The organism is Streptomyces parvus, from assembly GCF_014648875.1.
In the GTDB taxonomy this organism is placed as follows: domain Bacteria; phylum Actinomycetota; class Actinomycetes; order Streptomycetales; family Streptomycetaceae; genus Streptomyces; species Streptomyces parvus.
The window spans coordinates 365,598-380,261 of the sequence record NZ_BMRY01000004.1; the positions used below are offsets into that span (position 1 = coordinate 365,598).

The window sequence follows — 14,664 nt, forward strand, 5'->3', positions numbered from 1 at the left end:
GGCAGCACGGGAAGGTCGGAGTCGGTAACGATGCAACACGGTAAATACCGGTTCATAGTCGGGTTCTTGGTGGTCCCGATGGCGTTGTACGTCATCTTCGTCATCTGGCCCTTCATCCAGTCCATCTACTACTCGTTCACGGACTGGACGGGTCTGAGCCCCGACTTCAAGATGGTCGGGTTCGACAACTACACCAAGATGCTCGACGACGACGTCTTCTGGAAATCGTTGCAGCACAGTGTGCTGCTGGCGGTGCTGCTCCCGCTGGTGACGCTGGGCCTCGCTCTCTTCTTCGCCTTCATGCTCAACGTGGGCGGGCGGCGCCGCAAGGGCGCCGCCATCACCGGCGTACGGGGCTCGGGGTTCTACAAGATCGCGTACTTCTTCCCGCAGGTGCTCTCGATCGCGATCGTGGCCATCCTGTTCCAGTTCGCCTTCGACCCGGCCCAGGGCATGATCAACGGCACGCTCAAGGCCGTCGGCTTCGATGACGTACCGACCTGGCTGGGCGATCCGCAGCTGGCGCTGTGGGTCATCATGGCGGTGCTCGTCTGGTGCACCACCGGATTCTTCGTCGTGCTGTTCTCCGCGGGCATGGCCTCCATCCCCAAGGACTTCTACGAGGCCGCCCTGCTGGACGGGGCCAGCCGCTTCACGACCTTCTTCCGGATCACGCTGCCCCTGCTGTGGGACACGGTCCAGTCCGGCTGGGTCTACATGGGCATCCTGGCGCTCGGCGCCGAGGGCTTCGCCATCGTCCACATCATGAGCGTCGGTCCCGGCGGGCCCGACTACTCGACCACCGTCCTGCCGCTGTACGTCTACCAGGCGGCGTTCCGTGACGGACAGGCGGGCTACGCGACCACGATCGGTGTCGCCCTGCTCATCGTGACGCTGGCGTTCGCCGCCATCGTCATGCGGGTGGGCCGGCGCGAGCGGCTGGAGTTCTGATGAAGACCACTGACACCCCTCCGTCCGGGCCCTCCGGAACCCCGTCCGACGCCGACGCCGCCAAGGTCCCGGCCCAGCGCGCCGGCACGGTCTCCAAGGGCTCGTCGGCCCCCGCGAAGAGCAGTGAGGGCCACGTCCTCAACGTCTTCTCGCACGGGATGCTGATCCTGTGGGCGATCATGGTCGTCCTGCCGCTGTTCTGGGCGGTGATGTCCTCGTTCAAGACCGACTCGGACATCTTCAACACGCCGTGGTCGCTGCCCAGCTCGCTGAACTTCGACAGCTGGGGCCGGGCCTGGAGCCAGGCCCACATGAGCGAGTACTTCCTGAACACCATTCTGGTGGTGGGCGGTTCGCTGGTGGGGACCCTGGTCCTCGGATCGATGGCCGCCTATGTGCTCGCCCGTTTCGAGTTCCCCGGGAACCGCTTCATCTACTTCCTGTTCGTCGGCGGCATGAGCTTCCCGATCATGCTGGCGCTGGTCCCGCTGTTCTACGTCATGGACAACATGGGGCTGCTGAACACGATCCACGGCCTGATCGCCGTGTACATCGCGTACTCGCTGCCGTTCACCGTGTTCTTCCTGACCTCGTTCTTCCGTACGCTGCCGACCTCGGTGGCGGAGGCGTCGATCATCGACGGGGCCTCGCACACGCGGACGTTCTTCCAGGTCATGCTGCCGATGGCCAAGCCCGGCCTGATCAGCGTCGGGATCTTCAACTTCCTGGGGCAGTGGAACCAGTACATGCTGCCGACGGTGCTGAACACCGACCCGGAGAAGCGGGTGCTGGCCCAGGGCCTGGTGGAGCTGGCCGCCAGCCAGGGGTACAAGGGCGACTACTCCGGCCTCTTCGCCGGTCTGGTGATCGCGATGCTGCCCGTGCTGGCCGCGTACATCATCTTCCAGCGCCAGGTCGTCTCCGGTCTGACGGCGGGCGCACTGAAGTAGGGCGTCCGAGAAGGTCACATATCGGCAACAACCCGGTGCCCCGGCGGGGACTCTCCGCCGGGGCACCGGGCCGTTCCGGGGTGCGCCGGTGCTCAGGTCTTGACGGGAGGCACCCCCGAACGGTCAGCTTAGAGTTCACATGTTGGAGGAAGCCGGGGTCTCATCGCTGCGGCCCCGGCCGGGGCGGTCCTCAGGGACCGCCCGCCAAGGGCAGGAGTGGATGAGTCGATGGAGACTCCCGGGTCGCAGACATCGCTGCACAGGGCCAATCTGGAGCGGGTCGTACGCGCCGTACGGATGGCGGGATCGCTCACCCAGGCGGAGATCGCCCGGAGCACGGGCCTCTCCGCGGCCACCGTCTCCAATATCGTCCGGGAGCTGAAGGACGGCGGAACGGTCGAGGTCACCCCCACCTCGGCGGGCGGCCGGCGGGCCCGCAGTGTCTCGCTCAGCGGCGACGCGGGCATCGTCATCGGCGTCGACTTCGGCCACACGCATCTGCGCGTCGCCGTGGGCAACCTCGCCCACCAGGTGCTCGCCGAGGAGTCCGAGCCGCTGGACGTCGACGCCTCGTCCGCCGAGGGCTTCGACCGGGCCGAGGTGCTGGTCAAGCGGCTGATCGAGGCCACCGGGATCGGCCCGGACAAGGTGATCGGCGTCGGTCTCGGTGTGCCGGGCCCCATCGACGTCGAGTCCGGCACGCTGGGCTCCACCTCGATCCTGCCGGGCTGGACCGGCATCAACCCCAGCGAGGAGCTCTCCGGCCGCCTCGGCGTGCCCGTGTACGTCGACAACGACGCCAACCTCGGGGCGCTGGGCGAGCTGGTCTGGGGGAGCGGCCGGGGCGTCAAGGACCTCGCGTACATCAAGGTGGCCAGCGGCGTCGGCGCCGGTCTGGTGATCGACGGGACCATCTACCGGGGCCCCGGCGGCACGGCCGGCGAGATCGGGCACATCACGCTCGACGAGTCGGGCCCGGTCTGCCGCTGCGGCAACCGCGGCTGCCTGGAGACCTTCACCGCCGCCCGCTACGTCCTGCCGCTGCTCCAGCCCAGCCACGGCCCCGGGCTCACCATGGAGCGGGTGGTCCAGCTGGCCCGCGAGGGCGATCCGGGGTGCCGCCGGGTGATCGGGGACGTGGGCCGCCACATAGGCAGCGGCGTGGCCAACTTGTGCAATCTGCTCAACCCCAGCCGCGTCGTGCTGGGCGGCTCGCTGGCGGAGGCCGGGGAGCTGGTTCTGGGGCCCATACGGGACTCCGTGTCGCGGTACGCGATCCCCAGCGCCGCCCGGCAGCTCTCGGTCCTTCCCGGGGCGCTCGGCGGCCGTGCCGAGGTGCTGGGCGCACTCGCCCTGGTGCTCAGCGAGATGGGGGATTCAACCCTTTTGGAGAGCACCCTCCCCGTGGCCACTCCTGCCTTCACTTAGATAACGAATGGCACCGTTGTCATCTCGTTAAGGATTTACTCCTTGACGCTGGCGCTGAGGCCGAGTTGACTTCCAGCCACCTCGGCCGCAACGTCGCGGCCTCGTCAGGGAGGTTCGAGAATGAACACGCGTATGCGTCGTGCCGCCGTTGCCGTTGCCGCCACCACGATGGCGATCTCGCTGGCCGCTTGCGGGAGCGCCAAGGAGTCCGGCGACAAGGCCGAGCAGGGCTCGGAGAAGAAGGGCGACGACCTGAAGATAGGTCTGCTCCTTCCCGAGAACCAGACGGCCCGTTACGAGAAGTTCGACCGGCCGATCATCGAGAAGAAGATCAGCGATCTCACCGGCGGCAAGGCGAAGGTCACCTACGCCAACGCCAAGCAGGATGCGAACACGCAGGCCCAGCAGGTCGACACCATGATCACCAACAAGGTCGACGCCCTGATCCTGGGCTCGGTCGACTCCAAGGCGATCGCCAACAGCGTGAAGAAGGCCAAGGACGCCGGCATCCCGGTCGTCGCCTTCGACCGCCTCGCCGAGGGCCCCATCGACGCCTACACCTCCTTCGACAACGAAGAGGTCGGCCGGGCCCAGGGCACCGCCCTGCTGGAGGCCCTGGGCGACAAGGCCGACGGCGGCACGATCGTGATGATGAACGGCGCGATCACCGACCCGAACGCCGCGCTCTTCAAGACGGGCGCCAAGTCCGTCCTCGACGGCAAGGTGAAGTACGGCAAGGAGTACGACACCAAGGAGTGGAAGCCGGAGAACGCCAACGCCAACATGGAAGCGGCGATCACCGCGCTCGGCAAGGACAAGATCGACGGCGTCTACTCCGCCAACGACGGCATGGCGGGCGGCATCATCACCGCCCTCAAGGCCGCCGGCATCGACCCGCTCCCGCCGGTCACCGGCCAGGACGCCGAGCTCGCGGGCGTGCAGCGCATCGTCTCCGGTGAGCAGTTCATGAGCGTCTACAAGTCCTACCCGGCCGAGGGCATCGTCGCCGCGGAGATGGCCGTCGCCCTCGCCAAGGGCGAGAAGCTCGACTCCATCGCCACCTCCAAGGTCGACAGCGCCACCACCAAGGGCATCCCGACGGTCCTCGTCCCGGTCGTCTCGCTGACCAAGGACAACATCAAGGACACCGTCATCAAGGACGGCATCTGGACGCTGGACGAGATCTGCTCGGCCAAGTACAAGGCCGCCTGCGACAAGATCGGCCTGAAGTAGCCCTCAGGGGCCCCGGCCCCAGGGACCCGGCCCGCCCCCGAGCTGCCGGGTCCCGCCCGCTCCACCGCCACCCGGTCCGCCGCGCGCCCGCGCGAGGACCGGGCGGCCCACCGCCCGCGCGGGCGCAGGCCCCCGGCCCGCCCGCGTCACGAAGCCTGTCCGGCGTCCCGCACACCAACCGTCCCGCTACCGGGCGGGGCGCCGGACGGAACGCTTCACCGCTCTTCCCGTATCTCTTCTGCTCGACACCGCCGCGCCTTCCCCCGGGCGCGGCATCCCCGCCGGTCAGGCGGCGAAGGAGATGGTTCATGTGTCCGCTACGCCCGTGTTGGCGTTGCGAGGGGTCTCCAAGCGCTTCGGTGCCGTCCAGGTACTCACCGATGTAGAGCTTGAGGTCCACGCCGGCGAGGTGGTCGCCCTGGTCGGCGACAACGGCGCCGGTAAATCAACGTTGGTCAAGACGATCGCCGGAGTGCACCCCATCGATGACGGCGTCATCGAGTGGGAGGGCCGGGCGGTGCAGATCAACAAGCCGCACGACTCCCAGAACCTGGGCGTCGCGACCGTCTATCAGGACCTCGCGCTGTGCGACAACATCGATGTCGTCGGCAACCTCTACCTGGGCCGGGAGCTGCGCAGGTTCGGCATCCTGGACGAGGTGGAGATGGAGCGCCGCTCCCGCGAGCTGCTCTCCACGCTCTCCATCCGGATCCCGAGCGTCCGCATCCCGATCGCCTCGCTCTCCGGTGGCCAGCGCCAGACCGTGGCCATCGCCCGGTCGATGCTCGGTGAGCCCAAGCTCGTCATCCTCGACGAGCCGACCGCCGCCCTCGGCGTCGAGCAGACCGCCCAGGTCCTCGACCTCGTCGAGCGGCTGCGCGAACGCGGTCACGCGGTCATCCTCATCAGCCACAACATGGCCGATGTGAAGGCCGTGGCCGACAAGGTCGCCGTGCTCCGGCTGGGCCGGAACAACGGTGTCTTCGATGTGAAGACCACCTCCCAGGAAGAGATCATCTCCGCCATCACGGGCGCCACGGACAACGCCGTGACCCGACGTGCGGCGCGCAACGCGGAGGTTTCCAAGTGACCACCGACGAGACCACCAACACGGTGGACAAGAGCAGCTCCTCCCTGGACAAGGGAACCGACCCGGTGGACACGGCGCCGGTGGGCAACCCGGACGCCGCCGACGGCGCCGCCACGGTCGTCGACCCCCGGCTGCTCATCCGCGAGCAGGGCTTCGCCGGCTACCTCACCGAGTTCAAGCGCAAGATCAGCGGCGGTGACCTGGGCTCGATCCCGGTGATCATCGGCCTCGCGATCATCGCGATCGTCTTCCAGAGCCTGAACTCCGAGTTCCTCTCCGCGAAGAACATCAGCGACATCGCGGTCACCATGGTCGCCACCGGCATGATGGCCGTGGGCATCATCTTCGTCCTGCTGCTCGGCGAGATCGACCTCTCGGTCGGCTCCGTCTCCGGCGTCTCCGGCGCCCTGATCGCGGTGCTCAGCGTCACCCAGGGCATGAACGAATGGCTGGCGATCCTCGTCGCCATCGTCAGCGGCGCGGTGATGGGCGCGATCCACGGCTTCTTCTTCGCCCGGATCGGGGCCCCGGCCTTCGCCGTCACCCTGGCCGGCCTGCTGTTCTGGCTCGGCTTCATGCTCCAGCTGCTCGGTGACTCCGGCACCATCAACCTGGACGGCGAAGGCGTGGTCGGCCAGCTGACCACGTACTACTTCACCGACGTCGCCGCCGCCTACGGGCTCGCCGCCGTCGCGGTCGTCGGCTACTTCGCCGCCGCCTTCCTGGACACCCGCCGCCGCGAGGCCGCGGGCATCCCGTCCCGCCCGATCGCCGACATCGCCGTGCGCACCGCGGTCCTCGCGGTGTTCGCCTTCGCCGCCGCGTACATGTTCAACCAGTACCGCGGCCTGCCGCTCGCGCTGGTCCTCTTCCTGATCGTCCTGGTCGGCACGGACTTCCTGCTCCGCCGGACCGCCTACGGGCGGAAGATCTTCGCGCTCGGCGGCAGCGTCGAGGCCTCGCGGCGCGCCGGTATCAACGTCACCGCGATCCGGATCTCCGTCTTCTCCATCGCGGGCACCTTCGCGGCGATCGGCGGCCTGTTCTGGGCCTCCAAGATCGCGGCGGCCAACCAGGGCTCCGGCACCGGCGACCTCCTGATGAACGTCATCGCGGCGGCCGTCATCGGCGGCACCAGCCTCTTCGGCGGCCGCGGCCGCACCTGGAACGCCCTGCTCGGCGTCATGGTGATCGTCTCCATCCAGTACGGCCTCTCGCTGGAGGGCATCGCCACGCCGATCCAGTACATGGTCACCGGCGCCGTGCTGCTCGCCACGGTCGTCATCGACTCCGTCACCCGTAAGACCCAGAAGACCGCGGGTCGCGCCTGACCGCACGTTCGCGCAGGTGCCCGGCGTCCTGAGAGGGGCTGCCGGGCACCTGCGCGTGTCCGGGTATCGCTACGAAGAGGCCCGTCCGCTGCTCACGTCCGGTAGCGGAACATTAGACTCATCGGATCGGCACGCTCGATCAGCTCAAACGCAAGGAGGCACGGGTGGATCTGCTGACCCGCATCAAGGGACCGCGCGACCTGGACCGGCTCAGCCTCGGTGAGCTGGACCAGCTCGCGGAGGAGATCCGCACCTTCCTGGTGGACGCGGTGTCCAAGACAGGCGGCCACCTCGGACCCAACCTGGGCGTCGTCGAGCTCACCATCGCCCTGCACCGGGTCTTCGAATCCCCCAAGGACAAGGTGCTCTGGGACACCGGCCACCAGGCCTACGTCCACAAGCTGCTCACCGGCCGGCAGGACTTCTCCCGCCTCAAGATGAAGGGCGGCCTCTCCGGCTACCCCTCCCGCGCCGAGTCCGACCACGACATCATCGAGAACAGCCACGCCTCCGGCGTCCTCGGCTGGGCGGACGGCATGGCCAAGGCGAACGAGGTCCTGAAGAAGGACGACCACGTCGTCGCGGTCATCGGTGACGGCGCACTCACGGGCGGTATGGCCTGGGAGGCGCTGAACAACATCGCCGCCGCCAAGGACCGCCCCCTCGTCATCGTCGTCAACGACAACGAGCGCTCCTACGCCCCGACCATCGGCGGCCTGGCCAACCACCTCGCCACGCTCCGTACGACCGACGGTTACGAACGGTTCCTGGCCCGCGGCAAGGACATCCTGGAGCGCACGCCCGTCGTCGGCCGCCCGCTGTACGAGACCCTGCACGGCGCCAAGAAGGGTCTCAAGGACTTCATCGCCCCGCAGGGCATGTTCGAGGACCTCGGCCTGAAGTACGTCGGCCCGATCGACGGCCACGACATCGAGGCCCTGGAATCCGCTCTCCAGCGCGCCAAACGCTTCGGCGGCCCGGTCATCGTGCACTGCCTCACCGAGAAGGGCCGCGGCTACACCCCGGCCCTGGAGGACGAGGCGGACCGCTTCCACGCGGTCGGCAAGATCCACCCGGACACCGGCCTTCCGATCTCCACCTCCGGCCTCGACTGGACCTCCGTCTTCGGCGAGGAGATGGTCAAGCTCGGGCACGAGCGCGAGGACATCGTCGCGATCACGGCCGCCATGCTCCAGCCCGTCGGCCTCGGCAAGTTCGAGGAGGCCTTCCCGGACCGGATCTACGACGTCGGCATCGCCGAGCAGCACGGCGCGGTCTCCGCCGCCGGCCTCGCCACCGGCGGCCTCCACCCGGTCTTCGCCGTCTACGCCACCTTCCTCAACCGCGCCTTCGACCAGGTCCTGATGGACGTCGCCCTGCACAAGTGCGGCGTCACCTTCGTCCTGGACCGGGCCGGCATCACCGGCACCGACGGCGCCTCGCACAACGGCATGTGGGACATGTCGATCCTCCAGTGCGTGCCCGGCCTCCGGATCGCCGCCCCGCGCGACGCCGACCAGGTCCGCACCCAGCTGCGCGAGGCCGTCGCCGTCGACGACGCGCCCACCGTCGTCCGCTTCTCCAAGGGCGCGGTCGGCCCCGCCGTCCAGGCGGTCGGCAGGGCCGGCGGCATGGACATCCTGCGCGAGCCGAAGGCGGCCCGCCCGGACGTCCTGATCGTCTCCGTCGGCGCGCTCGCCCCGATGTGCCTGGAGATCGCCGACCTGCTGGACGCCCAGGGCATCTCCTCCACCGTCGTCGACCCCCGCTGGGTCAAGCCCGTCGACGAGGCGCTCGCCCCGCTCGCCGAGCGCCACCGCGTCGTCGTCACCGTCGAGGACAACAGCCGCGCCGGAGGCGTCGGCTCCGCCGTCGCCCAGGCCCTGCGGGACGCCGGTGTCGACGTACCGCTGCGCGACTTCGGCATCCCGCCGGTCTTCCTCGACCACGCCTCGCGCGGCGAAGTCATGGCCGAGATCGGGCTGACCGCGCCGGACATCGCCCGGCAGGTGACGGGCCTGGTCGCCAAGCTCGACGGCCGCTTCGAGAGCCGCGCGGTGGAGCCCGCCCGCGACTGATCAGTTTTGGGGCCGGTGGGCCGGGAAGACGACCCCTGTCCGGGTGGTTCTCCCGGCCCATTCGCGTGAAACGGACCGGATGGCGCGTTCCCGTGACTGACCGGTCCGAATCATGGCGTTCACAACCAATGCGTGGAGGTACGCAGGTGAGCGCGCAGGTCACACCACCCCGCGGAAACGGAATGTTCCGCACCAAGTCCGTCGAACAGTCGATCCGGGACACCGAGGAGCCGGAACACGGGCTCAGGAAGTCCCTCTCCGCCCTGGACCTCACGGTCTTCGGCGTCGGCGTCATCATCGGCACCGGCATCTTCGTCCTCACCGGCCAGGTGGCCAAGGAGACGGCGGGCCCCGCCACCGCCCTCGCGTTCGTCGCGGCGGGCGTCGTGTGCGCCCTGGCCGCCCTCTGCTACGCCGAGTTCGCCTCCACCGTCCCGGTAGCCGGTTCCGCCTACACCTTCGCGTACGCCTCCCTGGGCGAACTGGTGGCCTGGATCATCGGCTGGGACCTGGTGCTGGAGTTCGCCCTGGGTACCGCGGTGGTCGCGGTCGGCTGGTCCGGCTACGTCCGCTCCCTCATGGACAACGTCGACTGGACGATGCCCGAGGTGCTCTCGGGACCGGACGTGGCGGAAGGTTTCGGCTTCGACATCCTGGCCTTCGCCCTGGTGCTGGTGCTGACCGTCATCCTCGTCGTCGGTATGAAGCTCTCCGCCCGGGTCACCTCGGTCGTGGTGGCGATCAAGGTCGGCGTGGTCCTCATGGTGATCATCGCGGGTCTGTTCTTCATCAAGGCCGAGAACTACAAGCCCTTCATCCCCCCGGCCGAGAAGCAGGAGACGGGCGGCGGCTGGGACGCCCCTCTGGTTCAGCTGATGTTCGGTTACGAACCCACCAACTTCGGTGTGATGGGCATCTTCACCGCCGCCTCCATCGTCTTCTTCGCCTTCATCGGCTTCGACGTGGTCGCCACCGCCGCCGAGGAGACCAAGCTGCCCCAGCGCGACATGCCGCGCGGCATCCTCGGCTCGCTCCTGATCTGCACGGTGCTCTACGTGGCCGTCTCCCTCGTGGTCACGGGCATGCAGCACTACAGCGAACTGTCCATCAGCGCCCCGCTCGCCGACGCCTTCAAGGCCACCGGGCATCCGTTCTACGCGGGTCTGATCAGCTTCGGCGCGGCGGTCGGGCTCACCACGGTCTGCATGATCCTGCTGCTCGGCCAGACCCGCGTCTTCTTCGCGATGAGCCGGGACGGCCTGCTCCCGCGCTTCTTCTCCAAGACCCACCCGCGCTTCCGCACCCCGTACCGGCCGACGATCCTGCTCGGTGTGGTGATCGCGATCATCGCCGGGTTCACCAGCATCGAGGAGCTGGCCACCCTGGTGAACATCGGCACGCTCTTCGCGTTCGTCGTCGTCGCCCTCGGGGTCCTGGTCCTGCGCCGCACCCAGCCGGACCTGCCCCGCGCGTTCCGTACGCCGTTGGTCCCGCTGCTCCCGATCCTCTCGGTGGCCGCCTCGGTCTGGCTGATGCTCAACCTGCCGGTGGAGACCTGGGTGCGGTTCGGTGCCTGGATGGCCCTCGGCGTCGTCGTCTACTTCGTGTACGGGCGCTCCCACAGCCGGATGGCGAGGGAAGGCCGCTAACGCTCCCGGTCCGTGAGGGGCCGTACCGTACGGGGCCCCACGCACCGGGCCCCGTACACCTCGACCCGCTGCCGCAGTCCGCGGTCGGCGGTGACGACGACGCACTCCCGGTCCGGGCCGGCGGCGGCCGCCAGCCCGGCGATCAGATCGTCACCGCTGCCGGGGGCCGACGCGACCCGGACCCCGGCCACGGAGTCGACGCCCCGGGCGGCTCCCTCGACCACGAGCACGATCTCGACCGGTCCTGGCAGCCCCGGCAGCCCGGCCGTGGCGTACGGGACCAGAGAGTCGCGCAGCCGGACCGCCGCCCCGCGCCGGTCCCGCCACCAGCCGTCGGGCACGGACCCGACCACATTGGCGCCGTCCACGATCACCAGCACCGCTTCGTCCTCGCTCATCCCGGCAGGGTGTCACGGGGCGAGCGGGGCGACCGCCCGTCAGCCCCCGGTGGCGGGGGACTTCTTCGCTTCCTCGGGGATCGTGGTGTCCTTGCGGATCGCCTTCCACAGCTGACCGGACTGCGGTTCGGAGGCGATCACCCGGTTCGGGTCGATCTTGTCGTACGCCACCGGCAGCATGATCGTCTCCATGGAGGCCGGGTCGACGCCGTTCATGGAGCGGGCGAACTCCGCCAGCGAGGTGAGCGAGGCGAGAGAGGAGTCCGTGGTGAGCGACTTGGTGGCGGACTTGGCGATCTTGTACGAGTTCGCCGGGCTGCCCAGCAGGTCCTGCGACTTGACCTCGCTCAGCAGGGCCATCAGGAACTGCTGCTGGAGCCCGATCCGGCCGAGGTCGCTGCCGTCGCCGATGCCGTGCCGGGTCCGGACGTACGCCAGGGACTCGGTGCCGTCCAGCTTCTGCGGGCCCGCGGTGAGGTGCAGCCCGGACGCCTTGTCGTCGATGTCCTGCGGTACGTCGACGGTGACCCCGCCGATGGCGTCGACCAGGTCCTTGAACCCGGCGAAGTTGATCTCCAGATAGTGGTCGACGCGGACGCCGGACATCTTCTCCACCGTCTTCACGACACAGGCCGGACCGACCTGCGCGTAGACGGAGTTGAACATGACGCGTTCCTTGCCCGCCACCGTCGAGCCGTCGTCCTTGACGCACTCGGGCCGGGTCACCAGGGTGTCGCGCGGGATGGAGACGGCGACGGCCTTCGACCGGCCCTCGGGTATGTGCACCACCATCGCGGTGTCGGAACGCGCGCCGCTGACGGCGCCGCCGCCGCCCAGCTCCTGGTTCTCCGCCCCGGCCCGCGAGTCCGAGCCGAGGACCAGCAGGTTCTGCCCGCTGGTGGGGAGCTTCTCCGGGCGGTCCTCACCGAGCGCCTTGTTGATGTCGACGCCCTTGATGTTCCCGTCGAGCTGACTGTAGAGCCAGTAGAGAGTGCCCCCGGTGGCGAGCAGCAGGACGAGCAGGACGCCGAGCGTGATCTTGAGGCCGCGGCGGCGTTTGCGGGGCTTGTCCGGGCGTCGGGAGGCGCGGGGGCCCTGGGGCGTCTCGTCGTTGCTCATCGTGCGAGAGTCCTCAAATCTCATGGCCCGCAAGGGCGGGGAGTACGGGGGACTCGGGTGGGGGGTGTGGCCGGTCCGTGAATGTTCGACTGACCGAGCACTATAGAACAGGAGATCATGGGAATGCGCGTTCCCGTGATGGCGGCGGGAGTACGACCGTGATCGAACTATTCTTCGCACATGACTTGGTTGATCACGGGTGGGGCGGGTTTCATCGGGGCGCATGTGCTCCGCGCGATGCGGGAGGCCGGTGAGCCGGTCGCCGTGTACGACGACCTCTCGACCGGAGACCGCTCACGGGTTCCCGCGGACGTCCCGTTCGTCCAGGGCTCGACTCTCGACGGCGACCGGCTGCGCGGCGCCCTGCGGGAGCTGTCCGTGCGCGGCGTGGTCCACCTGGCGGCGAAGAAGCAGGTCGCCGAGTCGGTCGAGCGCCCGCTGTACTACTACCGCGAGAACGTGGAAGGGCTGCGGTCCCTGCTGGACGCGGCCGTGGACTGCGGAGTGGGCGCGTTCCTGTTCTCCTCGTCGGCCGCCGTGTACGGCATGCCCGATGTCGCGTCGGTGACGGAGGATCTCCCCTGCGCCCCGATCAACCCCTACGGCGAGACCAAGCTGGCCGGCGAGTGGATGGTGCGCGCCGCGGGCCGGGCACACGGCATGGCGACCGCCTCCCTGCGCTACTTCAACGTCGCCGGCGCCGCCACACCGCAGCTCGCCGACACCGGTGTCTTCAACCTCGTCCCCATGGTCTTCGAGAAGCTGACCGAAGGGGCCGCGCCGGTCGTGTTCGGTGACGACTACGACACCGACGACGGCACCTGCGTACGCGACTTCATCCACGTCGACGACATCGCCTCGGCCCATCTGGCCACCGCCCGGGCGCTCGCGGACCGCGCTCCCGGGACGGACCTGACGCTCAACATCGGCCGGGGCCGGGGTGTTTCGGTCCGGGAGATGATCGGCCTCATCGGCGAGGTGACGGGGTACGGAACCGCGGCGAGTCCCGTCTCCGCTCCCCGTCGGCCGGGCGACCCGGCCCGGGTCGTCGCCTCGGCGGACCTGATTCTCGACGAGCTCGGCTGGTCGGCCCGGCACGACCTCCGCGCGATGGTGACCTCGGCATGGGCCGGCTGGTGCCTGCGGCACCCGGACGCGCGCCGCTGACGGAGAAGTGAAGGGGGTGTGGCAAACTTCTGCGGAGACTTCACGAATAGTCCACCTGTGCGACTCCCGGATCTGCCTGCGGCCGACCAGGGGAGGGGCGCCGAGTGGCGGCGGTCGGGGGGCCGTGACACGGAAGTGGTGAGGGGCGGGTATGGGGGCGAGGTCCGGTCGTGGCGCCATGAGGGCCGAGCGGCCCGGGGGAGACGTGGTGGCGCCCAGACCGCCGGCCGGTGAAGGCGTACGGCTGCTGCTGGGCAGGGACCATCGCCTCACCGCGATCGCCCGGACCGGGAACGGCCTGCTCCGATGGGTGCAGCGCAGGCCGGACGGGCCGGACTGGGAGGGGCCCGAGCTGATCGCGACCCCTCGGCTCACCGGCCTGTCGGTGACCCAGGGGGCCGACGGATTCGTCCACTTCGCCGGCCGGCGGGTCACCGAGCCCGGCGGTGCGGTCGCCCTCGTCCAGGCCGTGCAGTACCAGACGGGCCGCCCGCTCACCCGGTGGCGCTCCACCGGCAACCCGCACAAGGACCCGGAGCGGGCCCGGTCGGTGACCGACCCCGGGATCGCCGTGAGCGCGGCGGGGCTCGTCCACGTCTTCCTCGTCCGGGCCGGGGGCGGGGTCATGATGCGCCAGGAGGCGGCCGACGGCCAGTGGCGGCCCTGGCGCGCGCTCAAGGGGCAGCTCGCCCGAGGCGACCTGGCCGCCGTGGCCTCGGCCTCCGGCCGGATCGAGCTGCTGGTCCCGGACACCCGGGGCCGCGCCATGCGCTGGCAGCAGGCCGAACCGGACGGCGAGATGGTGCGCTGCCCCAATATCCCCATCGCTCCCGGGGCGGGCACGCTCGTCGGTCTGGAGACGGCGCCGGACCGCGTCACCTACTACTGGGCGGACCCCGCGACCGGGGGTGTCCTCGCCCATCGCCCCGGCGAGTGGGTGATCCCGCTCGGCGGGGGTCCGGTCGACGGGCGGATCGCCGCCCTCCGGGTGGAGCTGGACGGATACGACTGCACCGTTCTGGCGCACCTGACCCCTGAAGGCGACGTGATGCTGGCCGCCTGCGCGACGGAGAACGAGGCCGGCGGTCTCTGGTGGGCGCCGACCGGCGAGCGGTCCGCCGTGCCCCCGGCGCTGGCTCGTGACGCGTACGGCCGGGTGGTCATGGCGACCCTCGGCGACGAGGGCGGCCTGCGGATCGCGGTGCAGTCCGGTGAACCGGGCCTGGTCATGGGGCCTTCCCTCCACGTGTGAGGGGCACGGGGGCCCGAG

12 protein-coding genes are annotated in these 14,664 nt (G+C 69.5%); 10 read left to right on the forward strand and 2 right to left on the reverse strand.

The genetic code is table 11. The features are described from left to right. Nucleotides 1–30 precede the first annotated feature (30 nt). The 8 genes from IE140_RS15185 to IE140_RS15220 all read left to right on the forward strand — a co-directional run bounded on the left by IE140_RS15185 (nucleotide 31) and on the right by IE140_RS15220 (nucleotide 10,710). A complete protein-coding gene (locus tag IE140_RS15185) occupies nucleotides 31–951 on the forward strand; it encodes a carbohydrate ABC transporter permease (protein WP_032777565.1) in 921 nt (306 codons plus the stop codon). Then, nucleotides 951–1,901: a carbohydrate ABC transporter permease gene (locus IE140_RS15190; protein WP_150198161.1), complete on the forward strand. Its 951-nt coding sequence runs from the start codon at nucleotides 951–953 to the stop codon at nucleotides 1,899–1,901. The genes IE140_RS15185 and IE140_RS15190 overlap by 1 nt, the downstream gene beginning before the upstream one ends. Before the next feature lie 228 nt (nucleotides 1,902–2,129). After that, complete coding sequence (locus IE140_RS15195) at nucleotides 2,130–3,329, forward strand: ROK family transcriptional regulator (protein WP_010072512.1); 1,200 nt, start codon at nucleotides 2,130–2,132, stop codon at nucleotides 3,327–3,329. 120 nt (nucleotides 3,330–3,449) lie between these two features. Continuing rightward, nucleotides 3,450–4,562 (forward strand): sugar ABC transporter substrate-binding protein, encoded by a 1,113-nt coding sequence (locus IE140_RS15200; protein ID WP_150198159.1) that lies wholly within the window; start codon nucleotides 3,450–3,452, stop codon nucleotides 4,560–4,562. Nucleotides 4,563–4,863: 301 nt separating this feature from the next. Next, entirely contained in the window at nucleotides 4,864–5,652 is a 789-nt protein-coding gene (locus IE140_RS15205; RefSeq protein WP_024264112.1) for an ATP-binding cassette domain-containing protein, read from the forward strand. Continuing rightward, nucleotides 5,649–6,983: a sugar ABC transporter permease gene (locus IE140_RS15210; protein WP_373296164.1), complete on the forward strand. Its 1,335-nt coding sequence runs from the start codon at nucleotides 5,649–5,651 to the stop codon at nucleotides 6,981–6,983. Before IE140_RS15205 ends, IE140_RS15210 begins: the two co-directional genes overlap by 4 nt. A 164-nt stretch (nucleotides 6,984–7,147) precedes the next feature. After that, nucleotides 7,148–9,061 carry a 1-deoxy-D-xylulose-5-phosphate synthase gene (dxs, locus tag IE140_RS15215; protein WP_150198108.1) on the forward strand — a complete coding sequence of 638 codons (1,914 nt, stop codon included), beginning with the start codon at nucleotides 7,148–7,150 and terminating at the stop codon, nucleotides 9,059–9,061. Between the two features lie 182 nt (nucleotides 9,062–9,243). Beyond that, nucleotides 9,244–10,710 carry an amino acid permease gene (locus tag IE140_RS15220; protein WP_150198106.1) on the forward strand — a complete coding sequence of 489 codons (1,467 nt, stop codon included), beginning with the start codon at nucleotides 9,244–9,246 and terminating at the stop codon, nucleotides 10,708–10,710. On the opposite strand, the gene IE140_RS15225 is transcribed toward IE140_RS15220, so the two are convergent. Next, entirely contained in the window at nucleotides 10,707–11,108 is a 402-nt protein-coding gene (locus IE140_RS15225; RefSeq protein ID WP_150198104.1) for an NTP pyrophosphohydrolase, read from the reverse strand. The genes IE140_RS15220 and IE140_RS15225 overlap by 4 nt on opposite strands. 39 nt (nucleotides 11,109–11,147) lie before the next feature. Beyond that, the gene (locus IE140_RS15230; protein ID WP_189460445.1) at nucleotides 11,148–12,227 is read right to left on the reverse strand and encodes an LCP family protein; all 1,080 of its coding nucleotides are present in this window, start codon (nucleotides 12,225–12,227) and stop codon (nucleotides 11,148–11,150) included. A gap of 180 nt (nucleotides 12,228–12,407) precedes the next feature. Here IE140_RS15230 and galE point away from each other — a divergent pair, with 180 nt between their 5' ends. Both galE and IE140_RS15240 read left to right on the forward strand, forming a co-directional pair. Continuing rightward, a complete protein-coding gene (galE, locus tag IE140_RS15235) occupies nucleotides 12,408–13,394 on the forward strand; it encodes a UDP-glucose 4-epimerase GalE (RefSeq protein ID WP_093442308.1) in 987 nt (328 codons plus the stop codon). Nucleotides 13,395–13,545: 151 nt separating this feature from the next. After that, complete coding sequence (locus IE140_RS15240) at nucleotides 13,546–14,646, forward strand: PLL family lectin (protein ID WP_150197155.1); 1,101 nt, start codon at nucleotides 13,546–13,548, stop codon at nucleotides 14,644–14,646. Nucleotides 14,647–14,664: the final 18 nt, after the last annotated feature.